23 protein-coding genes are annotated in these 25,700 nt (G+C 71.1%); 12 read left to right on the top strand and 11 right to left on the bottom strand.

From position 1 onward, the window contains the following. The first annotated feature begins 31 nt into the window (after window positions 1-31). Window positions 32-1,558: a hypothetical protein gene (locus tag PGH47_RS33250; protein WP_271666449.1), complete on the top strand. Its 1,527-nt coding sequence runs from the start codon at window positions 32-34 to the stop codon at window positions 1,556-1,558. On the opposite strand, the gene cyc2 is transcribed toward PGH47_RS33250, so the two are convergent. The 5 genes from cyc2 to PGH47_RS33225 form a co-directional block, all read right to left on the bottom strand. Next, complete coding sequence (gene cyc2 / locus PGH47_RS33245) at window positions 1,551-3,710, bottom strand: germacradienol/geosmin synthase Cyc2 (RefSeq protein ID WP_271666448.1); 2,160 nt, start codon at window positions 3,708-3,710, stop codon at window positions 1,551-1,553. The two genes, PGH47_RS33250 and cyc2, sit on opposite strands and share 8 nt — an antisense overlap. 88 nt (window positions 3,711-3,798) lie before the next feature. Then, window positions 3,799-4,548 (bottom strand): ABC transporter ATP-binding protein, encoded by a 750-nt coding sequence (locus tag PGH47_RS33240; protein WP_271666447.1) that lies wholly within the window; start codon window positions 4,546-4,548, stop codon window positions 3,799-3,801. A gap of 37 nt (window positions 4,549-4,585) precedes the next feature. Further along, complete coding sequence (locus PGH47_RS33235; RefSeq protein WP_271666446.1) at window positions 4,586-5,461, bottom strand: ABC transporter permease; 876 nt, start codon at window positions 5,459-5,461, stop codon at window positions 4,586-4,588. Continuing rightward, a complete protein-coding gene (locus tag PGH47_RS33230; protein WP_271666445.1) occupies window positions 5,431-6,210 on the bottom strand; it encodes an ABC transporter permease in 780 nt (259 codons plus the stop codon). The genes PGH47_RS33235 and PGH47_RS33230 overlap by 31 nt, the downstream gene beginning before the upstream one ends. Before the next feature lies 1 nt (window position 6,211). Beyond that, window positions 6,212-7,120, bottom strand: a complete 909-nt coding sequence (locus PGH47_RS33225) for an ABC transporter substrate-binding protein (RefSeq protein ID WP_271666444.1) — start codon at window positions 7,118-7,120, stop codon at window positions 6,212-6,214. A gap of 189 nt (window positions 7,121-7,309) precedes the next feature. On the opposite strand from PGH47_RS33225, the gene PGH47_RS33220 reads away from it, so the two are divergent. Beyond that, window positions 7,310-8,557, top strand: coding sequence for a cytochrome P450 (locus PGH47_RS33220; RefSeq protein WP_271666443.1), 1,248 nt, complete (start codon window positions 7,310-7,312; stop codon window positions 8,555-8,557). A gap of 31 nt (window positions 8,558-8,588) precedes the next feature. Here PGH47_RS33220 and PGH47_RS33215 read toward each other — a convergent pair whose 3' ends face one another. The 3 genes from PGH47_RS33215 to PGH47_RS33205 all read right to left on the bottom strand — a co-directional run bounded on the left by PGH47_RS33215 (window position 8,589) and on the right by PGH47_RS33205 (window position 11,451). Next, entirely contained in the window at window positions 8,589-9,770 is a 1,182-nt protein-coding gene (locus PGH47_RS33215) for a damage-control phosphatase ARMT1 family protein (protein ID WP_271666442.1), read from the bottom strand. Between the two features lie 21 nt (window positions 9,771-9,791). Continuing rightward, window positions 9,792-10,439 carry a ScbR family autoregulator-binding transcription factor gene (locus tag PGH47_RS33210; RefSeq protein ID WP_030949148.1) on the bottom strand — a complete coding sequence of 216 codons (648 nt, stop codon included), beginning with the start codon at window positions 10,437-10,439 and terminating at the stop codon, window positions 9,792-9,794. A gap of 70 nt (window positions 10,440-10,509) precedes the next feature. After that, on the bottom strand, window positions 10,510-11,451 hold the full coding sequence (locus PGH47_RS33205; RefSeq protein ID WP_271666441.1) for a ScbA/BarX family gamma-butyrolactone biosynthesis protein: 942 nt from the start codon (window positions 11,449-11,451) through the stop codon (window positions 10,510-10,512). 190 nt (window positions 11,452-11,641) lie between these two features. Here PGH47_RS33205 and PGH47_RS33200 point away from each other — a divergent pair, with 190 nt between their 5' ends. After that, window positions 11,642-12,319 (top strand): ScbR family autoregulator-binding transcription factor, encoded by a 678-nt coding sequence (locus PGH47_RS33200; RefSeq protein ID WP_126896911.1) that lies wholly within the window; start codon window positions 11,642-11,644, stop codon window positions 12,317-12,319. Between the two features lie 146 nt (window positions 12,320-12,465). On the opposite strand, the gene PGH47_RS33195 is transcribed toward PGH47_RS33200, so the two are convergent. Beyond that, on the bottom strand, window positions 12,466-14,271 hold the full coding sequence (locus PGH47_RS33195) for a S8 family peptidase (RefSeq protein WP_271666440.1): 1,806 nt from the start codon (window positions 14,269-14,271) through the stop codon (window positions 12,466-12,468). Window positions 14,272-14,633: 362 nt separating this feature from the next. Between PGH47_RS33195 and PGH47_RS33190 the strand changes: the two genes are divergently transcribed. Further along, entirely contained in the window at window positions 14,634-15,578 is a 945-nt protein-coding gene (locus tag PGH47_RS33190; RefSeq protein WP_271668206.1) for a lytic polysaccharide monooxygenase auxiliary activity family 9 protein, read from the top strand. 34 nt (window positions 15,579-15,612) lie between these two features. Here the strand turns inward: PGH47_RS33190 and PGH47_RS33185 are convergent, their stop codons facing one another. Next, window positions 15,613-16,266 (bottom strand): Tat pathway signal sequence domain protein, encoded by a 654-nt coding sequence (locus PGH47_RS33185; RefSeq protein ID WP_271666439.1) that lies wholly within the window; start codon window positions 16,264-16,266, stop codon window positions 15,613-15,615. Window positions 16,267-16,947: 681 nt separating this feature from the next. Between PGH47_RS33185 and PGH47_RS33180 the strand changes: the two genes are divergently transcribed. The 8 genes from PGH47_RS33180 (at window position 16,948) to PGH47_RS33145 (ending at window position 24,185) form a co-directional block, all read left to right on the top strand. Next, a complete protein-coding gene (locus tag PGH47_RS33180; RefSeq protein ID WP_107907721.1) occupies window positions 16,948-17,640 on the top strand; it encodes a DUF6230 family protein in 693 nt (230 codons plus the stop codon). After that, window positions 17,640-18,053 (top strand): DUF6114 domain-containing protein, encoded by a 414-nt coding sequence (locus PGH47_RS33175; RefSeq protein WP_125529901.1) that lies wholly within the window; start codon window positions 17,640-17,642, stop codon window positions 18,051-18,053. The genes PGH47_RS33180 and PGH47_RS33175 overlap by 1 nt, the downstream gene beginning before the upstream one ends. A 138-nt stretch (window positions 18,054-18,191) precedes the next feature. After that, on the top strand, window positions 18,192-18,995 hold the full coding sequence (locus tag PGH47_RS33170; protein WP_271666438.1) for an SAM-dependent methyltransferase: 804 nt from the start codon (window positions 18,192-18,194) through the stop codon (window positions 18,993-18,995). 240 nt (window positions 18,996-19,235) lie between these two features. Next, window positions 19,236-20,231 (top strand): substrate-binding domain-containing protein, encoded by a 996-nt coding sequence (locus PGH47_RS33165; RefSeq protein ID WP_271666437.1) that lies wholly within the window; start codon window positions 19,236-19,238, stop codon window positions 20,229-20,231. A 191-nt stretch (window positions 20,232-20,422) separates the two neighbouring features. Beyond that, complete coding sequence (locus PGH47_RS33160; RefSeq protein WP_271666436.1) at window positions 20,423-22,819, top strand: sensor histidine kinase; 2,397 nt, start codon at window positions 20,423-20,425, stop codon at window positions 22,817-22,819. An 11-nt stretch (window positions 22,820-22,830) separates the two neighbouring features. Continuing rightward, window positions 22,831-23,250 carry a roadblock/LC7 domain-containing protein gene (locus PGH47_RS33155; RefSeq protein WP_030961072.1) on the top strand — a complete coding sequence of 140 codons (420 nt, stop codon included), beginning with the start codon at window positions 22,831-22,833 and terminating at the stop codon, window positions 23,248-23,250. Then, window positions 23,231-23,611 carry a DUF742 domain-containing protein gene (locus PGH47_RS33150; protein ID WP_176575067.1) on the top strand — a complete coding sequence of 127 codons (381 nt, stop codon included), beginning with the start codon at window positions 23,231-23,233 and terminating at the stop codon, window positions 23,609-23,611. The genes PGH47_RS33155 and PGH47_RS33150 overlap by 20 nt, the downstream gene beginning before the upstream one ends. After that, window positions 23,598-24,185, top strand: coding sequence for a GTP-binding protein (locus PGH47_RS33145; protein WP_271666435.1), 588 nt, complete (start codon window positions 23,598-23,600; stop codon window positions 24,183-24,185). The genes PGH47_RS33150 and PGH47_RS33145 overlap by 14 nt, the downstream gene beginning before the upstream one ends. On the opposite strand, the gene PGH47_RS33140 is transcribed toward PGH47_RS33145, so the two are convergent. Further along, complete coding sequence (locus tag PGH47_RS33140; RefSeq protein ID WP_271666434.1) at window positions 24,173-25,681, bottom strand: M81 family metallopeptidase; 1,509 nt, start codon at window positions 25,679-25,681, stop codon at window positions 24,173-24,175. The genes PGH47_RS33145 and PGH47_RS33140 overlap by 13 nt on opposite strands. Between the last annotated feature and the right edge of the window lie 19 nt (window positions 25,682-25,700).

The raw sequence follows: 25,700 nt of genomic DNA, 5'->3' as shown, positions 1-25,700 counted from the left end.
GTTGTCAGTGGGGGCTGTTACGTTCTGTGACATGACCGATCGCGCGCTGCGGCTGCTCCGGCAGAACCCTCATCTGGCCGAACTGGCCGCCTTCCCCTTCAACTTCGACCTGGCCCGCGCGGACCACGGCCATGTCGAGGACGTCCGCCTCGCCTCCGGCGGCCCGCTGGAGGTGATCGCCGGGGACGACACGGGCGGCACGTACTTCGTGTGCGCGGACGGGTCGGTGCTCCACGCCGACTCGGAGGGCGGCGCCGGGGTGCTGGGCTCCGGCGTCGACGAGGCCCTCGACATCATGACCGGCCTGCCGGGCTGGCGCGACTGCCTGGGCCTGTCGCCGGAGGACGGCGAGGAGAGGATCCTGGCGTGCGTCGCGGAGACCGAGGAGGAGATGCGCGAGTACCACGGCATCGACGAGGAGCGGGCCGAGCTCCGTGCGGCGTTGGGGTTCCCCGAGCGCTCGGCGGTCGAGCTGGTCGGCCTGCTGCATGCCGCACTGTCGCGCACCGAGCCGGACTTCGTGCTGCTCAACGCCGAGGAGGGCTGCGCCTACGAACTGATCGGCCCGCCCCCGCCCGCTCTGTGGGTTGCGGTTCTCGCGGCCGGCCGCGCGGATCTCGCGCTGCTGCGGGCCGGCGACCCTACCGCGTGGGAGGAGGTGGCCGAGGATCCGGTGCGGCGGCGACTCGCCCTGCGGGCGGCACAGTTCGACCGCGCGGACGGCGACCCGGACCTGCTGAGGCATCTGCTGCGGTACGAGACGCGGTCCTCGATGACCGACGAACTGCGGCTGGCCGCCGTGCTGCTGGGGCTGCGCGGGGACACCGGGGACCTGCCGCTGCTGCACGAGGTGCGGGAGACGGACTTCGACACCGCGTGCGGACTCGGCGGGATGCCGGAACCCGACGCCGGGGCCGATGAGTTGCGGCAGTGGGCGCAGGACCTCGACGACTCGATGTTCGGGACGGACCCCGCGGACGAGCCGGTTTCCACCTGGACCGACCTGGCCCGCGACCAGGGCATGACCGAACTCGCCCGGGTCGCCCTGATCCGCGACCTCGACGAGATCGTCATGGACCAGGGCAGACTGCGCCGCCCGGACGCGCCGCGCGGACTGGCCACGGCCCCGCTGCGTGCGCTGGCCCGGGACTTCGAGGAACTCGGCGACCACGCCCAGGCGTTGCGCGCCCAGCGGCTGTACGCCGCGTTGCAGGAGACGGCCTGGGACCAGGTGTCCGCCCGTCTGGACCTGACCCGTCTGGAGCGGGTCGCAGGTCAACTGCCGCAGGCCGTACGGACGTCGGCGACCCTGCGGGACGGCCTGGCGGCACCGGGGGACGACTCCCTGCGGCACTGGCAGGGCGTGAACCTCGGCCGCTTCATCGCCGAGGAGCACTACCGGCTCGCCGGCGCCCTGGCCGACGCCGGCCTGCCGGAGGAGGCCCGCGCGCTGCTCGCGGCGGCCGACGCGATACTCGGCGAGCTCTCGGAGAACGCCGCGAAGGGCGTCCGGGAGCTCGCCGAGGAGACCGCGGCGCGGGTGCGGGAGGTCAGCTGAGGACGGGTACGGCGGGCCCGCGGTCCGGCACGAAACCGTGGGCGCGGCGGGCCAGGTACTCGGCCTTGTAGCGGTCGACCTTCTGGTGCCAGTTCAAGATGCCCGCGAGCCAGTTCTGGAGGTCGGTCACGTAGTTCCGCATGACTTCCCTGCCCTCTTCGGACAGCCCGAAGTCCTCGCACACGACGGGCAGTTCGTGCGCCGCCACGTGCTCGAACTGCTGCATGCGCTGGGTCATCAGGTCGTGGACGACGTCCAGCGCGGTCGGGTAGTCGATGCCGAAGAAGTTCTGCACGACGAGGATCGCGTTGTGGATCTCGCCCTCGTACTCGATCTCCTTCTGGTACGAGAAGACGTCGTTGAGGAGGCACGCGTAGTCGACGGCGGCGTTCTCCAGTGAGCGGACGGGGCCGCTGCGGTACACCTCCGGCGGTACGGCGGGGCCGTGGCCCATCCGGCACAGGCCGAGGGTGAGATCGGAGCCGAAGGTGGCGCGGCGCATCTCCAGGTAGTCGACCGGGTCGGGGATGCGGTTCTGGAGCTGGTTGGACAGCTCCCACACCCAGCTCTCCGTCATGACGTCCACCGAGGCCTTCATGGCGCGCCGCTCGTCGGGGGTCATCCCGGCGGTCGTCCGCGTCCACAGGTCGATCAGGCCGCGCTCCATGCCGTTGCCGGGGACGAGCGCCGGCTCGCCGTCGAGGGGCATGCAGTCCGACAGGCGCCGGGTGGTGAGCCGGGCGGCGGCCAGGTCGCGGCGGTGGCCGAAGACGAGGGGGTAGTAGTCGTCGCCGTAGGTGCCCCAGGCGAGCCACTGGGCGCTGAGGTCGAGGGCCTCGGGGGTGCCGTCGGGGTCGATGCCCGCCGAGCACAGCGCGAGGTCGTAGGCGGCGAGCTTGTCCTCGTCCCAGACGCCCTCCTGGAGCATGCCCATGCGGTGCATCCACTCGGTCAGACGGCCGCGGGTCGCGGCGAGGTGCGGGCTGACCTCGACCGCGAAGGGCATGTGGAAGTCGGGGAGCCGGGACGGGCCGACCTTCTGGAACGGCACGTGCGTGTACGCGCGCAGGCGTTCGGCGCCGGCCGAGGCGAGCAGCGCGCCGATGTCGGCGGCGGAGGTGCCGGGACCGGTCAGGCCGTGCCATGACGCGGTCGGGCGGGCGCGCGCGTTCATGTACCTGCTGGAGCGCATGTGCCACTCGTGGCCGCCGGACTGCCAGTCCTGGAGCCCCTGGGTGTACGCGGCGACCGCGGCGACCTCCACGGGCGTGAGCCCGTTCTCCAGCGCGACGGCGGGGACCTCGGTGAGGGCGGTGTGCTCGAACTGGTGCAGCCGGGAGGTGAGGACGTCGTTGACGATGTCGGCGGCCTGCTGGGTGGTGCAGTCGAAGAAGGTCTCCAGCACCAGCACGCCGTTGCTGAGTTCTCCCTCGTCCTCGACCTCGCGCTGGTAGGAGAACAGGTCGTTGCGCAGATGGACGGCGTCGGAGAACGTCTCCATCAGCACCCTGAGCGGCCTGGATTCGGCGACGGACGCCGGGACTTCGGCGGTCGCGTACTCCACGAGGCCCGAGGACCAGGGGGCGCCGCCGACCTTGCGGCGCATCTCGATGTACTCGACGGGGTTGGCGACCCGCCCCTCGTTGATGTTGGACAGCTCCCACAGGGACTCGTTGAGGAGGTGCTCGGTCGCGACGGAGAAGCGGCGGCGCCAGTCCGCGGACATCTTGGGCACCGTGCGCGTCCACAGGTCGGCGAGCCCGGCCTCGACGGGGTTCCGCGGCTCCGGCATCGGGGTCGACGGGTCCATCGGCATGAACAGCGGCAGCCGGTCGAGATAGGCCTTGCCGCCGACACGGTCCTGGGTGCGCTTGAAGGTCTCCAGGAAATGGTCGTCGAAGAAGAAGACCCATACGTACCAGTCGGTGATGAGGGAGAGCGCGGTCCCGTCGCACTCGGGGTGGGTGTAGGCGCAGAGCAGGCCGTAGTCGTGCGCGTCCAGGTCGGCCTGCTCCCAGATCCCGGACCCCTCCAGCATGCCCATCTCGCGTGCCCATTCGGTCGAGTGGGCGCGCGCCTCGTCGACATGCGGGTTCAGCCGGGCGGGATACGGCATGTAGAAGTGCGGGAGTTCGAAGGGCTGGTGCGTCATGGCCGGGGCCCTACCCCCGGCCTCCGAGAGGCATCCACGGCGCGGGACATGATCACACCATCGCGTGAATGAGGGGTGAATCCGGGGGCTATCTGTTGCGCACCGCCCGCCCCACCTCCGACCTCAGCGCGACGAACTCCGTCAGACCCCGGGTCGTGATCTGGTCCCGGGGGCCGGGGAGTTCGACGGGCAGGTCCAGGACGACCTTGGCGCCGGGGCCCGGTGAGAGGACGACGACCCGGTCGCCCAGGTACACGCTCTCGTCGATGTCGTGGGTGACGAAGAGAATCGTCGCGCCGTCCATGCGGTGGACCTCCAGCAGGAGGTCCTCCAGGTCCTCGCGGGTCTGGGCGTCCAGGGAGCCGAAGGGCTCGTCCATGAGCAGCAGGGAGGGGCGGCAGACCAGGGCGCGGGCGATGGCCACGCGTTGCTGCATGCCGCCCGAGAGCTGCCACGGGTGCCGGCGTGCGGCGTCCGTCAGACCGACCCGCGCCAGGATGCGGTCGGCCTCGGCCCGGCGTTCGGCTCGCGGCAGGTCCCGGCGACGCAGCGGGAGGGCCACGTTCTCGCGGACGGTGAGCCAGGGATAGAGGGAGCGGGCGTAGTCCTGGAAGACCACGGCCAGGTCGTCGGGGACGCCATCCACGGGGGTGCCGTCCAGGGTGATCGTGCCCTCGTACCCGGGCAGCAGGCCACCGATGGTGCGCAGCAGGGTGGACTTGCCGCAGCCGGACGGGCCGACGACACAGAGGAGTTGGCCGTCCGGCACGGTGAGGGAGATGTCGTGCAGGACCTGGTGGTCGCCGTAGTGCCGGCCGACCGCGTCTAGGCGGAGCATGGCTGTCCCTGGGCGGAGGTGGTAGGGGGCGTAGAGGTCATACGGTCGTCGTTCTCCCTCGGTCGACGAGTCGCTTCTCGACCGCCAGCAGGCCGGTGTTGAGGAGATGACCGAGGGCACCGAGCAGGACCAGCGCCGCCCAGACGGTGAGCAGGTCCGAGCGGGACTGGGCGTCGGTGAGCGTGAAGCCGATGCCGTTGGCGGTGCCCGGGAGCAGTTCCGAGAAGACCATGAGGATGAGGGAGAGGGAGAGGCTCAGGCGCAGTCCGGCGAAGATGCGGGGCAGTGCGGAGGGCAGGATCAGGAAGCGGAGCCGTTCGAGCGGGGTGAGACGCAGGACGGCGGCGACCTCGATGCGCAGCGGGTCGGTGTGGCGGGCCCCTTCGGCCGCGTTGATCAGCACCGGCCAGACGGCGCTGAGGACGATCGAGGCGATCTGCATGGGCGTACCGAAGTCGAGGATCACGACGAAGCCGGGGACGAGGGCGGGCGGCGGGACGGCTCGGGCGAATTGCAGAACGGGGTCGCACAGGGCGTACACGCGCCGCGAGCGGCCGATCGCGATGCCGAGCGCGATCCCGGCGACGGCGGCGATCCCGAACCCGGCGGCCATCCGTCCGAGGCTGGGCAGGATGTTCCCGACGGCCTCCTCGGTGAGGAACAGGTGCCGGACGGGCCCCGAGAACCAGAGATCGACGGCGTGCCTGGCGATCTCCACGGGCGGCGGGAAGTACACGCTGCCATGGGTCCGGGCGGCCAACTGCCACACGGCGACGGCCGACGCGAGCACGGACCAGCGGAGCAGGGCGTGCCGCGCGGCGACGGAGCCGGCGGTGCGACCCGCGCGCCCCGAACCCCGCGGCGGCGCCTTCGCCCGCGCCGTCACCCGATCTCCCGCCGTCCCGGCGTCCACGGAAACAGCCTCCGCTCCCCCCACACCAGCGCCCCGTTGATGACCAGCCCGAGCGCCCCCGCCCACACCACGCCCGCCAGCACATCCCGGGTGCCGTCGGTGGCGAGGCCCGCCTGGGCGATGAAGATGCCGAGGCCCTCGCCGAAGCCGGAGAGGATCTCCGTGGCGACGGCCAGGATGAGGGCGATCGCGGCCGAGATGCGGATGCCGGCGGCGATGAAGGGTGCCGTGCCAGGCAGTTCGACGCGGAGCAGGACGGCGAGGCGGCCGAAGCCGAAGGCGCGCAGCGTGTCCTTGGCGAGGGGGTCGGTCTCGCCGAGGCCGTAGACGGTGTTGAAGAGGATCGGCCAGATCGACGCGTACGTCACCAGCGCGACCTTCGTCTCGGTGCCCGAGCCGAGCAGCAGGGAGACCAGGGGGATCAGCGCGACGGACGGCAGCGGCCGCAGGAACTCGACGATCGCGCGTGCGGCGGCGTCGACGACCGGCACGCTCCCGAGGACCAGGCCGACCGGGACGGCGATGGCGGCGGCCAGCGCGAGCCCGAGCGCCCAGGCCCGGAGCGTGGCGGCGATGCCGTCCAGGAAGACGGAGTCGCCCGCCAGTTCCACGGCCCGCGCGAGGACCTCCGAGGCGGGCGGGAGATGGCTGCGCCGCACCAGTCCGGCGCGGGAGACGGCCTCGCAGGCGCCGACGGCGACCAGCACTCCCAGAGCGCCGAGGACGACCTGTTCCTGACGGGCCCTCACGTCACTTGACCAGCAACGTCGCCGGGTCGATCGGCTTCTTCAGCATCCCCTGCTTCTCCATCAGGTCGGTGAGCCGGGTGAGTTGCGTGGCGTCCATGACGGGCGGGAAGACGGGCAGGTCGATCGACTCGGCCTGCTCCTTGGTCACCTTGGTGTAGGTCGGCAGGGTGTCCCGCACGACGGAGGGATCGTTCTCGGCGATCTCCACGGCCGCCCTGATGGCCCGCTGGAACGCGGCCAGGGTCCTGCCGTGTCCGTCGGTGTAGTCCCCGGTGCTGATGTAGCCGCTGAGCGGGATGGCCTCCACGGGCGCCGAGGCGCCGTCGACGAGGACCCTGGCCTTCAGCTCGTCCTGGATGGCGCTGTCGTAGGGCTCGACCGCGTGCACGGCGTCGACCTGCCCCTTGTCGAGGGCGGCGCCCATCTGCGGAAAGGGGATCGCCCGGTAGACGGGCCTGCCCACGCCCTGTTTCTGAAGGATCTCGTCGAAGGTGAGCGACTGGACGTTGTTCAGGACGTTGACCGCGAGCTTCCTGCCCGCGAGGTCGGCGACGGTCTTGATGTCCGAGTCCTCCGGCACGAGGACGTCCATCATGCGCGGCGCCGCCCTGATCGCCTCGGCGACGATCCGGATGTCGAGGGTGCCCTTCTCGTGGGCCTGGAGGTAGGTCACGTAGTTCGCACTGGCGACCATGTCGATCTGCCCCTTGGCGAGGGCGGGCAACGCCTGGAGGCTCTGCTGGATCTGCTGGATCCGGACGTCCAGGCCCTCCTTCTCGAACAGGCCGCGGTCCCGGGCGATGTAGAGGGCGGCACAGTCGACGAGGGGAAGGGCAGCCACCGTGACGGTCTCCCGCCCGCCGGTCCCGGACGAGGAGTCCCCGTCGTCGCCGCAGGCCGTGGCGGCCATCAGCATGAGGCCGGCCGCGGCTGCCGCCGCGGTCCTCGTTCCCGGGCGCAATTGACGTAACGGCATGTCGTCATGACTAGCAAGAATTTGTCATGATCACCACATACAGCACGGTGATGCACACAGTCCGCACACCGACCCGGACGAGTCCGTCTGTCGGTCTTCACCGGTATGCGTCACCTTGGTCACATGACCTCCGTCCCCGACGTCTTCGACCCCCGGCAGTACGCCGCCGGCGTCCCCTACGACGCCTACCGCGTCCTGCGCGACCACCACCCCGTGGCCCGGCAGGACGAGCACGAGGTGCTGGACTGGCCGGCCGGGCCAGGGTTCTGGGCGGTGACCCGGCACGCGGACGTCGTACGGGTGCTCAAGGACTCTGCGACGTACTCCTCGTACGTCGGCGCGACCCAGATCCGTGATCCCGATCCGGACGATCTGCCGTTCATCCGGCGCATGATGCTCAATCAGGACCCGCCGGGACACGGCCGGTTGAGACGACTCGTGAGCCGGGCGTTCACTCCACGCCGCATCGAACGATTCGAGCGGGTCGCGCAGGAGCGGGCCCGCACGCTCCTGGCCCACGCCCTGGAAACGGCCCGGACGGCGGACGGCACCGTGGACCTGGTCGGCGCAGTCACCGACGACTACGCCCTGCTCAACCTCGCCGACCTGCTCGGCGTCCCGGAGGCCGACCGCAAGCTGCTGCTGCACTGGACACAGCGGGTCATCGGCTACCAGGACCCCGACGAGGCGGGCCCGCAGGTGCTCGACGGGCAGGGCAGGCCGGTCAATCCGCGGTCGCCCGCGATGTTGCGGGACATGTTCACCTACGCCCGCCAACTGGCCGCGCACAAGCGCCGTTTCCCGGACGACGACGTTTTGACCACCCTCGCGCACGACGCCGAACTCGCCGAGTCCGAGCTGGAGATGTTCTTCTTCCTGCTCACGGTCGCCGGCAACGACACCGTCCGCAGCGCGGCTCCGGGCGGGCTGCTGGCCCTGGCCGAGCACCCTGAGTCGTACGAACGACTGAGGACCGGAGAGGCCGAACTACCGCTCGCCGTGGACGAATTGCTGCGCTGGCACCCTCCGGTGCTCACCTTCCGCCGTACCGCCGCCGTAGACACCGAGCTCGCCGGCCGGCATATCCGCGCGGGCGACAAGGTGGTCGTCTTCCACGCTTCCGCCAACCGCGACGAACGGGTCTTCACCGATCCCGACCGACTGGACCTGTCCCGCGCGCCCAACCCGCATGTGTCCTTCGGTGACGGCCCGCACGTCTGCCTGGGCGCCCACTTCGCCCGGCTCCAGCTGCGCGCGCTCTACCGGGAGGCCATGCGGGCTCTGCCCGTGCTGCGACCGGCGGGACCTCCCGAGCGGTTGGTGTCGAACTTCATCAACGGCATCAAGTCACTGCCGATGCAGATCACTTGACCAAGAAACCGTCTGAGCCGACAAGCCGAGGTCACACCCGGACCTGGATCAGCGCATGTGTGCCGCCGGTCCGCCACTTCTGGCCCTCCGCCGCCACCAGCGCCGCCTCCGTGCCGGCGGACAGACCGGTGATGACGTCGGACTTCAGGGTGCGCAGGGCCGCGACCGGCCCGGGGAAGTACGCGGTGACGTCGGCGAAGGGTGTGGTCGGCGGCCAGAGCCGGTCGCCGACGAGACGGCGGTAGTTGAGGTCTCCCTTGAGGACGGTGAGGGTGGCGGCGCCCAGCTCCTCGCGCAGGTCGCCCGGCATCTCCGCGTAGGGCAGCGGGCCGCCGGAGAAGGGGTGGGCGCGCACGATCAGGCGGCCGTCCGTAAGCGCCGACCAGAGCGCGCGGCCGTACGTCGCCGCCGCACCCGGCGCCGACGTCAGCCGGCGGAGGGCGTCGAGCACATCGCTGTGCGTGGCGTCGGAGACGTAGTAGGGGTACGGCTTGATGTGCAGGACGGCCCGGGAGATACGGCCCTGGGCGAGGAGATGGGCGATGAGGAGCAGGTCGGGGACGAGTTCGCGGCCGGCGTTGTCGGCGATCAGGGCCAGGGTGGCGGCGCCGGAGGGCGGGAGCAGGGACCAGAGGGTGTCGCTGTCGTCGGCCACCAGAGGCGGGGTGTCGGCGGAGGTCTCGTCGTGCGCGGCCGACAGCCGGAAGCCGAGGTCGGCGCGGTTGCCCCACAGCGACCCGTGCAGCAGCGCCCGGTCCTGTTCCTCGGCGGGCCGGTCGGCGAGGGCGTCGAGGGCGGAGAGTTCCTCGTCCGTCTCCGGAGCGTCGAGTTCGGCCAGTTTGGAGGGCCGGAAGGGGTCGATGCCCTGCCAGGGGCCGGGGATGAAGTAGCCGACGGCTTCGAGGAGTTGACGGTAGAAGTAGCTCTCGGACCACAGCCACGGCACCTCGAACCAGGACCGGCCCGTGTACGTGTCCGCGCCCCAGGCCGTCCAGCGGTCCCGGTCGTGCGCGTCCGCGGGGAGCGGCTCGATCACGCCCTCGGTGCAGCCGGCGAGGAGCGCGTCCAGGGCGCGGTGCCGCTCGGGGTCGTACGGGAAGGACTCCCGTACCTGTCGGATGATCGCCGGGTGGCGTTCGGCGAGCACGCTGTGCGGGAACGAGCCGGGTTCGTTCCCGAGGAGCACGGGCGGGGTGTCGGACCTCTCGGGCATGCGCTCACCGTATCGCCCGTGTCATACGGCTTTGATCTCCCGCTCCAGCTGTGTCGCGAGGGCGAGATAGCGGGCCCGGCGGGGCACCGGGACCAGGCCGCGGATCATGATGTGCCACATCTCGGCCACCCTGCGGGGCTGGCGTGCTACCGGTTCGAGGGAGCGGCCGACGACCCGGGTGCCGACGAAGAAGCAGACCAGGGCGTGCGCCGCTGCCTCCGCGTCGACGTCCGGGTGGACGTCGGACTCCTTCGCCGCGCCGACGAGTCTGCGGGTCGTGATGTCCAGCAGCTCGGCGAACGGGTGCCGCAGGGGCGGCCGTATCACCACTCCCCCCGTCGCCAGGCGCAGCCCGGCGCGGGTGATCGGTCCCTCGACGGCGAGGCGCGTGATGCCGAACGTCGTGCGCATGAGCGCCTCCAGCGAGGTGTGGCCCCGGGCGTCCATCTCGCTCGCCACCTGTCTGGAGGCCCTGGACTGAAGTTCCATGATCGCCTGGGCCAGGTCCTCCTTGGCCGCGAAGTGGAAGTACAGCGCCCCCTTGGTCACTTGGGCGTGCTCGACGATGTCGCTCAGGCTGGTCGACTCATAGCCATTGCGGTCGAACAGCTCGGCTGCGGCTGTGAGGATCGTGGTGCGGGTCTGTTCGGCGCGTAACTGCCTCGCCATCGGCTGGCTCTCCTGGGACGGGAAAAGAACGGGTCATGCCGTTTGTTTCTTACTCCCTGTACAAGATAACTCACCCGCACACGGTGCCCACCTCGCACTCGAAGACTGTCGTCTCCCCCTGCTGGCCCACTACTTGCATATCGCCGCCGTGCGCCCCTGTCTTGTCGAATGCCTCTATCCATGCGGGCTGGTCGAGTTCGGTGTAACGGTGGAAGAAGGCGTGGAAGGAGACCGGTGTGCGGCGGTCGCCCCTCGTCCGGGCGCGTACTGCCTGGCGGGTGGCCTCCAGCAGCAGCATGCCGGGGACGTGGTCGAGCGGATGATCGAAGAAAACAGCATGCGCGGTATCGACTCGCAGTCGCCACCGGTCGGGGTGGTCGGACGGGGCGAGGACGACGTCCGCGGGCAGGGGGCGGTCCACGTCGGCGGGCGGCAGACCGGCCGGCGCCGGCAGCGGGGACACGGTGGCTGCGCTGCGGCCGCCGCGCAGCCGGCGGTAGGCGGCCGCGCTGGTCCAGTTGGCGGCCATCTCGGCCGTCGCGACGGGTTCGCCGTCGAGCCTGATCTCGGCCTCGTAGCGGAATCCGGCCGGGCGGGCGCCGCGGTGGTCGACGTCCGTGACGGTGATGTGCAGGACCGGTTCGGCGGGTGTCCTGCCGAGCGCCAACCGCTCGGTGAGCGCGCTGATCCGCACCTCCTTGAGCACGAACTGATGGCCCAGCGGCACGTCGTAGGCGGTGTGCGCGAGGAGCGTTCCGGCCTGGCGGGCGGTCTCGGCGACGAGGAGTGGCTCGTAGGACGAGCGGTCCGGCGACACGTGTAACTGATGGGCTCGGGGCCACTCGGCAAAGACCGTGAAATGGCCGGGTTCCCCGCTGGTCATACCGGTGAGAAACGTTTCCGCCAGCGAGGCGCGGTGCACCAACTGGCGGGGTACGGTGGCGGTCAGGCCTTCCGGCGCCTCAGGGGTTGCGGCGAGCGGGGTCGCGGCGAACCGGCGCGGATCAGACATGTGCCCTCCTTGGGTCCCCCCGTATGTGCCATGGCAAACGGCGAGGTGCCCGTGCCGCGAGCGTTAGAGTACGAGCCGACCGGTTTGTTTTCAATGCGGCCTGGGGTCGCCCGGCCCTGCCCGAACCGCTCCGGCGCACGCCGGGCGCACCGACCGAATCGGGCGCTGCCGGACATACGGAGGGGCTGATATGGCGAGGCAGGAGCGCGCCATCAAGACGCGGAAGGTGATCCTGGAGGCCGCCGGGGCCGTCTTCGACGAGCACGGTTACACCGCGACGACCATCGCGATGGTCCTGGAGCGGGCCGAAGTGACCAAGGGCGCCCTCTATTTCCACTTCCCCTCGAAGGAATCCCTCGCCCAGGCCGTGCTGGACGAGCAGATCCCGCGCGGCGCGGTGCCGCCGCAGCCGTGCAAGCTCCAGGAACTGGTCGACATCACCTTCGTGTTCGGGCAGCGCCTGCTCAACAACTCCCTGCTCAAGGGGAGTGTCCGGCTTGCCGTGGACCAGTGCGCACCGCCCGGCGTGGACCACTCGGGCCCGTTCCGGCAGTGGGCGGACCATCTCGTCGTGGTGCTCGAACAGGCCGCTGCGCAGGGCGAGTTGCTACCCACCGTGGAGCCGAGGCAGACGGTGGAACTGCTGGTCGGGGCCTTCGCGGGCATCCAGTTGATGTCCCGGGCACTGACCGACCGGGCGGATCTGGCGGAGCGGATCTCGGTGCTGTGGGGTCACATCCTGCCGAGCGTCGCGGTGCCGGGGCTGCTGACCGGCATCGACCGGAGTCCCGACCGCGGGGTGCGGGTGCTGGCCGGCATCGAGGAGACCGACGCCGACGAGGCGGAGCTGGATCTGTCCCGTCGCTGAGCGTGCACGGGACCGACCGGAGTGACGGTTTCCACCGTGCCGGTCGGCCCTCATGACATGTGGCGGGCCGGCCGATGCCCCATCCGCATCGGCCGCCCCGCCCGTTCTTGGTGCGCGCCCGCTCGGGGCCCGCGTTCAGCTGCCGCTCAGAAGGTCAGCTTCCAGCTGTTGACCCGGCCGGTGTCCTGGGCCGCGGTGTCCTGGACACGCAGCTTCCAGGTGCCGTTGGCGGTCTCGCCGGCGGCGTTGACCGTGTAGGTGGCGATGACGTTGTCCGCGGAGTCCGAGGAGCTGGCGGACTTCAGGCGGTACGTCGAACCGTCCGGGGCCACCAGGTCGACGACCAGGTCACCGCGGTAGGTGTGGGTGATGTCCACGCCGACCTGGAGCGCCGAGGGGGCGTTGCCACTGCGGCCGCTGACGGTGATCGGGGACTCGATCGCGGAGCCGTTGTCCGGGATGGAGACCGCGGAGGTGCTGGTGAAGGTGGTGCCCCCCGTGGAGCCGCCGGACCCGCTCACCGCCTGCACCGTCTTCGCCGCGTCCGCGAGGCCCGCACCGCAGCCGCCCGAGCAGGTACCGGGAAGAGCACGCGAGTTGGTCTTGATCGCGGACTCGATCTGGGCCGGGGTCAGCGCCGGGTTGGCCGACTTCATCAGCGCGGCCAGGCCCGCGACGTGCGGGGCGGCCATGCTGGTGCCCTGGTAGTAGTCGTAGTTCTCGGCGGACGGGCCCTGCGCGCCTGAGTTCAGCGTGGACAGGATGCCGTTGGCCGCGACGGAGTTGGTCTCGCCGCCGGGCGCGGCGATGTCGACGACCGTGCCGTAGTTGGAGTAGTAGGAGCGGTTCCCCTGGCGGTCGGCGGCCGCCACGCTGATGACGTTGGCGCAGCTGGCCGGCGAGTAGCCGGAGGCGTTGGCGTTGCTGTTGCCCGCCGCGACGACGACCGTGGTGCCGCGGTTCACGGCGGCGTTGATGGCGCTCTGGGTCGCGGTGGAGCAGGCGCCGCCACCGCCCAGGCTCATGTTGATGACCTTGGCGACGTTGGCGTTCGCCGGGACACCGGAGACGGTGCCGCCGGACGCCCAGGTGATGGCGTCGATGATGTCGGAGTCGTAGCCGCCGCACTTGCCGAGCACACGCAGCGGGGAGACCTTGGCGCCGTACGCGATACCCGCGACGCCCTTGCCGTTGTTGGTGACGGCGGCGATGGTGCCGGCGACGTGGGTGCCGTGCCAGGAGGAGCCGTAGGCCGGGTCGCCGGAGGCGCATTCGTTGGCGGCGGTCCAGTCGCCCGGGTCGGCCGGGTTGCTGTCGCGGCCGTTGCCGTCGTTGCCGACCGTGGCGTCGGAGATGAAGTCGTAGCCCGCGACGATGTTGGCGCCGAGGTCGGAGTGGGTGACGTAGCCGGTGTCGATCACGGCGACGGTGACCCCGCTGCCGGTGGCGACGTCCCAGGCACCCGGGACGTTCATGCCCGCGGTGGTCTCGAACAGGTCCCACTGCTTGGAGTACTCGGTGTCGTTGGGGGTGGCCAGCGGCTTGTTCAGGCGGTCCGGCACGACGTAGGCGACCTGCGGGTCGGCCCGGTACTCGGCGACGACGTCGGCGACGTCCGTCCTGCTGAGGCTCTCGCCCAGGTCGACGAGGGCGGCGCCGGAGCCGAGGCGGCGCTGGAAGTCGAGGTCCTCGCCGGCTTCCTCGCCCTTGGCGGCGGCGTCGGCCTCGGCGGCCTTGTTCGACTTGGCCTCGGCGGCGCCGGACTTGTAGCCGACGATCAGGCGCTCGGCCGGGGTGCCGGGAGCGGCCTCGGTCTGGGCCGCGGGGACGGCGGCCTCCTGGGTGGGGGAATCCTGGGCCACGGCGACCGAGGTGGTGGCGGCCGTGAAGAGCGCGGCGGAGACCGCGGCGACGGATATCAGCTTCCGTCTGAGGGAGGTGGAGGTGCGCAAGGGGAGTGCCTTTCGTGGCCGGCCGTACTCCGGGCAGCGCGGAGCGGCGGACTTTTCGCTTCGTCCTCGAAGCGGCGGGGGGCATTTCGAAAGTGCGGGAGCGTGGCGGCCGGCCTGGCGCGAGCTGCGACCCGTTCGGGGTTACCTGTGGGTCGGCTGTGGTCGAACGATAGGCAAAGAGAAGGTCATCGGGATACAGGGGAAACCCTCGATCCGGCCGGAAACCCACCCTCTACGTCGGCTGGTTGACCGCTATTGACGGGCTCCGCCCGGTTTATCGCGCACTGAACGCGCCGGGCCGGTTTCCCGTACTCCACGAGGACCCTGCCCTGCCGGCCGAGGAGACGTTCCGGATGTCCCGGATGCCCTGGATGAGATCGCATCGCTCCGCCCTGGCGGCCGCCGCCGTCACGCCGTTGCTGCTCACGGTGTGGGCCGCGGGCTCGGCCCGTGCGCACGGCGCCCCGACGGATCCGGTCAGCCGGGTGTACGCCTGCTCGCCGGACGGCGGCAGTCCGTCCCGGTCGGCGGCGTGCCGGGCCGCGGTCGCCTCGAACAGCGGGCCCTTCACGGCGTGGGACAACCTGCGGATCGCCGGCGTGAACGGCCGTGACCGCCAGGTGGTCCCGGACGGGAAGCTGTGCAGTGGTGGCCTGCCCGCCTACAAGGGCCTCGATCTGGCCCGCGCCGACTGGCCGTCGACCCGGCTGACCCCGGGTTCCACGCTGACGATGCGGTACGTCTCCACGATCCCGCACACCGGCACGTTCAAGCTCTACCTCACCGAGCCCGGCTACGACCCGACGAAGCCGCTGACCTGGTCCGATCTACCGGACAAGCCGTTCGCGCAGGTACGGGACCCCGCGCTGACGGACGGCGCGTACCGGCTCACGGCGAAGCTGCCGTCCGACCGCTCCGGGCGGCATGTGCTGTTCACGATCTGGCAGAACAGCAGCACGCCGGACACGTACTACTCGTGCTCGGACGTCGTGTTCCCTGCGAGCGATGGCGCCGGAGCAGGCACGGGGAAGGCGTCGGCCAAGCCGAGCGCCGACGGCCGTACGGCTGCCGCCTCTTCGCCGGCCGTGAAGCCGCGCGCGAGCGAGCGGCGTAGCACCGACCCCTCCCCCACGGCCGCGGCGGCCACCGGAGCCGAGACCCCGCGCACGCAGGGCGACAGCGTGCCGGTGGCGTCCACCGGGGACGCGGGCTCGGGGCCGGCGATGCCGCTGGTGGCGGGCGGCGCCGCCGCGGTACTGGTGCTCACCGGGGGCGCCGCCCTGGCGCTGCGGTTGCGCCGGAGGTGAACTCCGGTGCGGACAGGGCCGGTCGAGGGTCGGGTCAGTTGACGTAGACCGCCTCGCCGCTGCTGGTCACCGGGGCGTACTTGGCGGTGAAGTAGCCGTTGGCGAAGCAGAGGGACGAACCGGAGACCTTGGTGAACTGGGCGGCGGCGAAGTTGATGGTGTTGTCGGCGTTGCTCGCCGTGCCGGCCAGGCTGGGCGCCTGGTAGACGCAGTTGATGCTGCCGAGCAGGGTGCGCAGGACGACCGTGGTCTGGATGGTGGAGCCCGCGGCGGGCGTGACGGTGACGCTGCCGTCGGAGCCCACGGCGGAGCTGTACGGCAGGTTGTTGACCGTGATGCTGGTGACGCCGAGCACGCCGACCACGTTGGTGGTGCAGCTGGCGGCGTTGAAGGTGTGCGCGGAGACCGACTCCGTCGCGGTGCCCGGCGCGCTCGGGTTGTCCGTCACGGTGGCCGTGAACTGCGACGACGTGCAGGAGATGCCACTCGTGCCGGTGGCGCTGGAGTAGAACGTGGCGGCGGTGCCGCTCGCCAGCGGCGCGGTGAGGACCTCGCCGGCCGCGACTGCCGTACCGCCGACGGAGCCGGTGGTCAGGACGGCGCCGGCGGCCGCGGAGGCGGGGCCGGCGAGGGGAAGGGTGAGCGCGGCGACGGTGCCGGCGAGGGTGAGGAGGGTACGCGTACGCATGCGGGTGTACCTCGGCTTTCGTTGCGGGGGTGTGCCCTGAGGACCTGAGGACCTGAGGGGTTATGGGGGGTGGCAGGGGGGACGGCCGGTGGGGCGCCGGGTGCGTGTGCGCCGTCGCCGGTCCGTGACGCCTTCTCCGTACGACACGGACCGGCGACGGCTGCCCGCCGGAGGCCGGCCGGAGACCGTGGGAAGGGCTCCGGCCGGAACCGGGCGGGGGGTGCGGCCGGCACGGACCGAGGGGGGAAGCGACCGTGACGGCGCCGTGGAGTGATCTCGCGAAAAGGAAATGTGAAGGACATCAGGTCCGGGAACGCGGGCAGAGGCCACGCGGCGGCGGATCCGGCGCCACGGATCCATGGGGGAGCCAGGGAGAGTTGTAAACCTGAGGGTCAGTCAACGTCAAGGCTTCAAAAGGGAGTTGCTGTTTTCCAGGCAACTTTCCGAGGCCGTCGGGAGCGTATGACCCACAGGTGGCGCACAACCGACACCCTTTTTACACAACTGCCTTGACCCTCAGGTGTAACCACCGGTAACTTCCGGGCTTGGCTACTGCGGAGTACGAGAAAGCCCTTGCACCCGCCGGGAGTTGCGAGGAGACGTGCGCCGCGGGCGCTGTCCGCGCCAGGACAACGTGCCGCTGATGCCCTACCCGCACTTTTTCTGCACCTGGGAGCAGTTATGGCCTCGTCCCCGGACGTCACCCCGTCCGCCGGAAACACCCCCGAGAACCCGGAAAGCGGTTCCGTGCCCGAAGCGTCCGAAAACCCCGTGGGCACCGCGAGACGCGGACGGGTCCGGGCGCGCCGTGCCGCCGTGATGGCCGTGCCGGCCACCCTGGTCGCCGGTGCGCTCGCGGTCCTCACCGCCGAGGGTGCGCTGGGCGTCCAGTTCGCGATCTCCGGCATGCCCTTCACGGTCACCGCGACCGAGCTGAACGGCACCGGCTTCGAGCAGTTCGGCGGCCTCGACAACATGGCTCCGGGCAGCCCCAACGAAGGGGACACCGGCGGTCAGGTCCTGATCGTCACGTCCGCCATCAAGAACGCGACGCTCACGAAGCTGTGCCAGAGCGTCGACCTCGGCGGCACCAACCTGCTGATCACCGCGGGTGGCGGCGCGGAGAAGGTGAGCGCGACCGACCTGACCACCGACTCGACCGAGCTGTCGGGCGACGCGGCCTTCAACAACATCGAGATCGGCAACGACGCGAGCACCCTGACCAAGGCCGGGGTGAAGGGGCCGATCGGTGTCTTCAGCCAGCAGGCCGACACCGTACGCATCGCCAATCTGCGCCAGACCAACTACGCCACCACGGCCGGGGTGTTCAAGCTGCCCGGTCTGAAGCTCCGCTTCAGCAGCACGGGTTGCTGATGAACGGGCCCGATGGATTCCGGTCGGCCTTCCGTCGCTGGCGGGCCGACCGGCCGTTCTGGGGCGGGCTGCTGCTCGCCCTGGGCGGGGCGTGGATCCTGCTCACGATGAAGGCCTCCCTGAAGGTCGTTCTGCACGTCGGCATGCAGGGCCTGGCGGGGTACCTGCTGCCGGCGCTGATGGTGCTGCTGGGGCTGCTGACCCTGTTCAACCCGGCGCAGCGGCTCTTCTACTCGATCACCGGGATCCTGGTGACCCTGGGCACCTGGCTCACGTCCAACCTGGGCGGGTTCTTCGTGGGTCTGCTGCTGGGGGCGGTCGGCAGTTGTCTGGTGTTCGGCTGGCTGCCGGATCAGGAGCCTCGGCGCGGGCGGCGACAGCGCAGGAAGGAAGCGGCGGCGGCAGCGCCGTAGGGCTGGGCCGTGTCGGGCGGCTGCGAGTGCGTGGGGGCTGGTCGCGCCCGCGCGGCGGAGCCGCAGATTGATGCGGCCCCGCGGCCCTACTAGGTTGGCATGCAGAACGCCAACTCACCTGTGGCCGCTGGAGGTTGCGTGTCCACCGACCGTGTCGACACCGAGATCGCCCATTCCGCCCGGATCTACGACTACATCATCGGCGGCAAGGACCACTACCCGGCCGATCGGGAGGCCGGGGACGCGATGGTGCGTGAGTGGCCCGCCTTGCCCGTCCACATGCGGGCCAACCGTGACTTCATGAACCGGGCCGTGCGATATCTCGCCGAGGATGCGGGGATACGGCAGTTCCTGGACGTCGGCACCGGGATACCCACCTCGCCCAACATCCATGAGATCGCGCAGTCGGCCGCACCCGGAGCACGGGTCGTCTACGTCGACAGCGATCCGCTCGTACTGGCGCTGTCCAAGGGCCTGTTGTCCCCTGCGGCCGAGGGCGCGACGGCGTACATCGAGGCCGACATGCGCGACCCGGCGAGCATTCTCGACTCCCCGGTGTTCCGCGAGACCCTCGACCTGGACCGGCCCGTCGCGCTGGCCGTGATCGCGATCGTGCACTTCATGCTGGACGAGGACGACGCGGTCGGCATCGTGCGCCGGCTCCTCGAACCGCTGCCGGCCGGCAGTTACCTCGCGATGTCCGTCGGAACCGCCGAGTTCGCGCCGGACGAGGTCGGCCGGGTCGCCCGGGAGTACGCGGCGCGGGGCATGCCGATGCGGCTGCGCACCCACGACGAGGCGGCGGAGTTCTTCACCGGTCTGGACCTCGTCGAACCGGGCATCGTCCAGGTCCACAAGTGGCGCCCGGACGGCACGGGTACCGAGGTGATGCGGGACGAGGACATCGCGATGTACGGAGCGGTGGCGCGCAAGCCTGGTTGACGGCTTTGCGGACGCAAGCGATACGGGCGGCTCTGGTTCCGCTTCGCCCTCCCGCCAGCGTTCATCACGATGTGGCAGCAACGAATAACACGGTGTGGTTGCACACTTGACTACCGATGGTCACACGCGATTGGCTCCGCCACAGCGAGAGTTCACCCGGTCGGCGAACCTCCCGTTCGGAGCCGGCCGTTCTCCCGTTCGTTCCTCCGGCTCGGCCGCACAGCGAGGTGCCGCACCCTCATGAAGACTCCACCCCCCTCCCCCGCCCGCGTTCGCGTCGCCGTCCTCCCGGCCGCCGCCTGTCTGCTGCTGGCGGGCTGCTCCGCCGTCGGCGGGTCCGACGACGCGTCCGGCGCGGAGACGGCGGGCGGCGCACGTCTGAAGATCACCCTGATCACGCACGGCGGCGAGGGCGACGCCTTCTGGGAGCTGGTGCAGAAGGGTGCGCAGGTCGCGGCCGCCAAGGACAACGTCGAGCTGACCTACGCCGCCGACGACGACCCGGCGAGCCAGGCCGAGCTGATGCGGGACGCGATCCGGCAGAAGGTCGACGGCATCGCCGTGACCCTCGCCAAGCCGACGGCGATGGCGGGTCCGGTCGCCGAGGCGCGGGCGGCCGGCATACCCGTGATCGGCCTCAACTCAGGTATAGACGAGTGGAAGTCCGCCGGACTCCTCGAGTACTTCGGCCAGGACGAGAGCGTCGCCGGCCGCGCCGTCGGCGACAAGCTGGACGACCTCAAGGCCAAGCACGCGCTGTGTGTGATCCACGAGCGCGGCAACGTCGCCCTGGAGGCGCGCTGCGCGGGCGTGAAGAAGGCGTTCGGCGGCGAGACGGAGAACCTCTACGTGGACGGCACCGACATGGACGCGGTGACGGCGACCGTCGGGGCCCGGCTGACGCAGAACCCGGACATCGACGAAGTGGTCATGAACGGCGCCCAGTTCGCGCTGGCCGCGGTGAAGTCGGTCGACCAGTCCCGCTCCAAGGCCCACGTCGCGACCTTCGACCTCAACAAGGACCTGGTCAAAGCGGTCCAGGACGGGGACGTGCAGTTCGCGGTGGATCAACAGCCCTATCTCCAGGGCTATCTCGCGGTGGACTCGCTCTGGCTCTACCGCACCAACGGAAACACCCTCGGCGGCGGCGAGGCGCCGGTGCTCACCGGGCCCGCCTTCGTCACGAAGGCGAACGTCGCCTCGGTCGCGAATTTCGCCGACAACGGAACCCGCTGAGCGGACAGTTCCCCCGACGGTGTCGCCAAAGATTGGGTCCCGCATGACGCTTACGCTCACTTGTACGGATAGCATCCTGCGCACCCCTTGTGACGTGCCGGACACGCAGTCACCCCTGACGTCCGTCCTCCCGTCCCCCCGTTCCTTCGCGCTGACCCCGCCCGCCCTCCGCTGATCGCCCTAGGACGACAATGTCTCCACGGACAGGTCCCCGGCGCCGCCTCGGCTCCATCCGTCTCTCCCTGATCCTGCTGGCACTGGTGCCCGGCGTCACGCTCGCCGCCATCTGGAGCGTGACGACGATCCAGATGTTCTCGGAGGGCCTGGGGCTGCGGTCCCAGACCGGGCTGAGCAAGTCGACGGGGGCCATGGGCACCGAGGCCACGCTCGCCCTCCAGCGGGAGCGCAGCTACTCCGCCGTATGGCTTGCCACGCGGCAGGACTCGGCCCGCACGGGGCTGGACGAACAGCGCGGCAGGACCGACAAGGCGGTCGCCAAGCTCCTCGCGCAGTCGGACGAGATCCAGCGGGCGCCCGCCCGCGTGAAGGACCGGCTGTACTCGGTCGTCGCGTCCGTGAGCAGCCTGGAGTACTACCGGGGCCAGGTGGACAACCCCTCCGACATCTCCGCCGTACAGGCGCTGGGCCAGTACACGTCGATCATCGACGACCAGATCCACGCCTTCCAGGAGCTCTCGCAGGTCGACGACGGCGACCTCACCTCGCAGGCCGGTCCGCTCGTCTCGCTGGAGCACGCGGCGGAACTGATGTCCCGTGAGGACGCGCTGCTGACGCTGGCCTCGCCGACGCGACGGATGGACGAGAAGGAGTGGACCGAGTTCGCGGAGCTGGTGAACACCCGGCGCTGGCTCGTCGAGGACCAGATCCTGCCCTCGCTCACCGGGGCCGCGAAGGCGGAGACGGAGCGGATCCTGGCCGGTTCGCAGTGGCGGACCCTGGAGCGGGTCGAGGACCGGGTGCTCGCGGCGCGTGCGACGGCGGGCAAGGACGGGACCATCGCCGTCCCGGACTCCCAGAAGGAGTGGCGGGCCGCGCTGACCGGGGTGACCGAGGAGTACTCGGTGCTGATCCAGCAGCAGACGACCGGACTGCTGCAGCGCAGCGGCGACGAGGCGCGCGGACTGCTGATCAAGGCGGCGTCGCTGAGCGCGGGCGGGCTGATCGCGCTGCTGCTGTGCGTGGGAATGTCGTGGCGGATCACCCGCTCGCTGTCCCGGCGGCTGCGCGGCCTGCGCGAGGCCACCCTGGGGCTCGCCCAGGAGCGGCTGCCCGACGTGGTGGCCCGGCTGGAGCGGGGCGAGAAGGTCGACGTGGAACTGGCGACACCGCCGCTGGACTACGGCCGTGACGAACTCGGGCAGGTGGCGACGGCGTTCAACGCCGCGCAGCGCACCGCCGTGCACACCGCTGTCGAACTCGCCGACACCCGGCGCGGCTTCCAGAAGATCATCCTGGGCATCGCCCGGCAGAGCCAGAACCTGGTCAACCTCCAGCTCACCAAGCTGGACGCGCTGGAGCGCGCCCACCAGGACCCCGACGTCCTCAAGGGCCTGTACGAACTCGACTCCACCGCCAGCCAGCTGCGCCGCTACGAGGAGAACCTCGTCATCATCAGCGGTGAGCGGCCGGGCCGCACCTGGAGCGAGCCGGTCGCGCTGATCGACATCCTGCGCAGCGCGGTCGGCGAGGTCGCCGAGTACCGGCGGGTGGAGGTGCAGACCGACGAGGAGGTGCATCTCGCGCCGCCCGCGGTGGCCGACGTCATCCATCTGCTGGCCGAGCTCATCGAGAACGCCACGCTGTACTCGCCCGCCCCGGCGCCGGTCGGCGTGCGGGCCGCGATGGTGGCCAAGGGGCTGGCCGTGGAGGTCGAGGACCGCGGCCTCGGCATGTCCGAGGAGGAGTACGCCGCGTTCAACGCCCAGTTGGCCGAGCCGCCGCAGTTCGACGTGGTGGCGCTCGCCGACGACCTCCGGCTCGGCATGTTCGTGATCGCCCAGCTCTCGCGGCGGCACGGCATCACGGTCACGCTGCGCTCCTCGCCGTACGGCGGCACGACGGCGATCGTGCTGATCCCGCACGACGTCGTGGTGCGGGACCTGCCGACGCCGGACCGGGAAGAGGTCGAGCACGCCGGGGCCGCCGAGCCGGAGGAGCCCGTACGGGAGGCCCGACCCGTCGTGCAGGCCCGTACCGAGACCGCCGCGGCCCCGGAGGCCGGCGCGCGCCGGGACGGCCTCTCGCCGCTGCCGCGCCGGGTGCCGCAGACCAGTCTTGCGGCCGAGCTGCGCGAGGATTCGGCGCCGGCCGAACACGACGGCCACGACGAGGACTTCACCGCCGAGCAGGCCGCCTCCTCCCTGGCCGGCTTCCAGAGCGGCACCCTCCGGGCCCGCGACGACGACGGCGAGGGGGCGCCGGACGTGCCCGGGGCCGTGGACCGGCTGGTCCCGGCCGCGCGTCGGGCGCGTGACGACGCCGCCCCCGACGAGCCGCCCGCGGCCGAGTCCGCCGCCTCCCCGGCCGCCGCTCCCACGTCCTCCACCCCGCCCGCCGACCGCTCATGAAGGACACCGCCATGACACGCCCCACCCCAGCCACGGACACCCAGCTCGACCAGTTGCTCACCGGACTCGTGGAGCGGGTCGCCGACGTCAACCACGCGGTGGTGCTCTCCGAGGACGGCCTGGTGGTGAGCAAGTCGATCGGGTTCCTGCGCGACGACGCCGAGCGGCTGGCGGCGACCGCGTCCGGTCTGATGAGCCTCAGCAAGGGCGTCAGCATGGACTTCCGGGGCGGGCCGGTGCGCCAGGCGCTGATCGAGATGGCCAACAGCTATCTGATCCTCACCTCCGCCGGCCCCGGCGCCCACCTGGTCGTGCTGACCAACCAGGGCGCGGACGTCGGGGTGGTGGCGTATCAGATGAACATGCTGGTGAAGAAGATCGGCGAGCACCTCTCGGCGGCACCGCGGGCCCATGTCGGCCCTGGCGCGTGAGGTGGGCGGAGACGATCCGGCGGGCCGGCTGGTCCGTCCCTTCACGCTGACCGGAGGGCGGACCAGGCCCAGCCGCAGCGACTTCACCCTGATCACGACCGTGACGGCGGTGGATCCGCCGCCGGAGCGGGCACCTCGTCCACAGCCCGAGCAGGTGCGGATCCTGCGGCGCTGCGCCCGGCCGATCGCCGTGGCGGAACTCGCCGCCCATCTGGACCTGCCGGTGAGCGTGGTCGCCATCATGCTCTGCGATCTGCTGGAGGCGGGACTGATCACCGTTCACCCCCCGCATCCCGTCACCCCCCGTACCCCGGACCTGGACCTGTTGCAGAAAGTGAGGGAGGGCCTTGGCCGGCTCTGACACCACCGTGCAGGCGGTCGCGCCGCCCGACACGGTCAAGATCCTCATAGCCGGCGGCTTCGGCGTCGGGAAGACGACCATGGTCGGCTCGGTGAGTGAGATCGCGCCGCTGCGCACCGAGGAGTCCCTGACCATCGCGAGCCTGGGCGTCGACGACCTCGACGGCATCGAGCAGAAACGCGCGACGACCGTGGCCCTGGACTTCGGCCGGATCACCATCAGCCGGGAGCTGGTGCTGTATCTGTTCGGTACGCCCGGGCAGCAGCGGTTCTGGTTCATGTGGAACGACCTGGCGATCGGCGCGCTCGGCGCCGTCGTCCTGATCGACGTGCGGCGGCCGCAGTCCAGCTTCGCCGCGATCGACTTCTTCGAGCGCCGCGAGATCCCCTTCGTCGTCGGTGTGAACGGCTTTCACGGCGAACACCCCTACCCGGCCGAGGAGATCAGGGAGTCCCTCGCGCTGCCGGAGCACGTACGGGTGCTGCTGTGCGACGCGCGGGAGCGGGAGTCCTGCCGGGACGTGCTGATCGCCCTGATCGACCAGCTGATCGCGCAGGCCCGTCAGGCGAACTGAGCCGGCGGCCGGTTCGCGGGCGCGACGATACGGGCCGTGAGGTCCGGGTCGGGCATCGCCGGGTCGAAGGGGAACATGGGCCGCTGGATGCGCCGGTGGCCGAGCCGCACCAGGTCCTGGTCGACACCGCCCGGGGTGAGGGCCATCTTCCAGTCGGCGGCCATGGCGAAGAGCTCGGGCTCCAGATAGCCGATCTTCACGATCACGACGTCGGCGGCGCGCGGGTCCAACTCCATTCCGGTGAAGTCGCGTTCGAGGTGGTACGGCTTGCGCAGCCGGGTCAGGATCACGTGCACGCTCCCGACCCGCAGCACGGCCTCCGTCTCCGCGTCCCGGTCGCCGTGCCGGACCGAGTGCACCACGCCGGTCATCGTGAGCGGCCCGGCGTGCCGGTCGTCCACCTCGGCGCCGGCGGTGACGGTGACCGTCGCGCCGACGCCGGCCCGCACCGCCGCGTCGACCGCGGACGGCCCCGGCAGGGAGGCGTAGACGACGACCGGGCCGGCGGGGTCCTTGAACTCCGGCCGGGCGAGGACGTGTCGGAGTCCCCAGGTGACGTCCCCCGCGCCGCCCGCCGTCGGATTGTCGCCGGTGTCGCTGATGAAGTACGGGCGCCGGGCGCCGGCGGCGAGGGCCTCGTCGAGACAGTCGTCGAGGGTGCCGGTGGGGGCGACGAAGGCGAAGTCGTGCCGGGCGTCCCAGAATCCGCGGGCGAGCCGCTCGGCGCCCGCCGCGACGGCGGCCCCGTCGGGTCCGGTGACCACGACCGCGGCACGATTGCGGGGCTCGTCCGCCCAGGCGTACCCGACCCAGACGGCGGCGTCGGTCACGCCGTCGGCCGCCGCCACCTCGGCCACCGCCGCGTACACGCTCCTCGCCGGTTCGATACGGGTGGAGGTCTGCTCCCCGGCCAGCAGCACCGGCACCGGCACCCACGCCTTGACCGGGCGGGGCGCGCCGCCGGCCAGGAGGTCCACGAGGTTGCGGGCGGCCCGCTCCTTCGTCTCCATGGCGTCCTCGTGCGGGGCCGTGCGGTAGCAGGTGATCAGGTCGCTGTGGTGGACGAGGGGGCGGGAGACGTTGCCGTGCAGGTCCATGGACGTCGACACGAGGGTGTCTGGGCCGATCACCTCGCGGATGCGGGTGAGCAGGTCGGCCTCGGCGTCGTCGAGCCCCTCGACGGTCATCGCGCCGTGGATGTCGAACCAGAGGCCGTCGAGGGGCCCCAGGTCCCGGAGCCGGTCGATGAGTTCCGTCGACAGCCCGGCGTACGCGGCGGCCGTCACCGTGCCGCCGGGCAGCGCCTTGCCGACGAGTGCCCCGCGCCAGTCGGCCGCGTCCCGCAGCGGCTGTCCCGGGGCCAGGAACGGGTAGCGGGTGAGGACGTCCTGTCCGCGCAGCGGGTGGAAGGCGGGGGCCTCGGTGCGGGCCGGGGAGAAGGTCGACGACTCGATGCCGAGGCCGGCGATCGCGACGACGGGACGGGGCTGGGGCATGGCTCCTCCGGGATCTGAC

Origin of the sequence: Streptomyces sp. HUAS 31 (assembly GCF_028198125.1) — a bacterium.
Lineage (GTDB): Bacteria > Actinomycetota > Actinomycetes > Streptomycetales > Streptomycetaceae > Streptomyces > Streptomyces chartreusis.
Note: the sequence above shows the minus strand (reverse complement) of the source record. Positions and strands in the feature narration are given on the sequence as shown.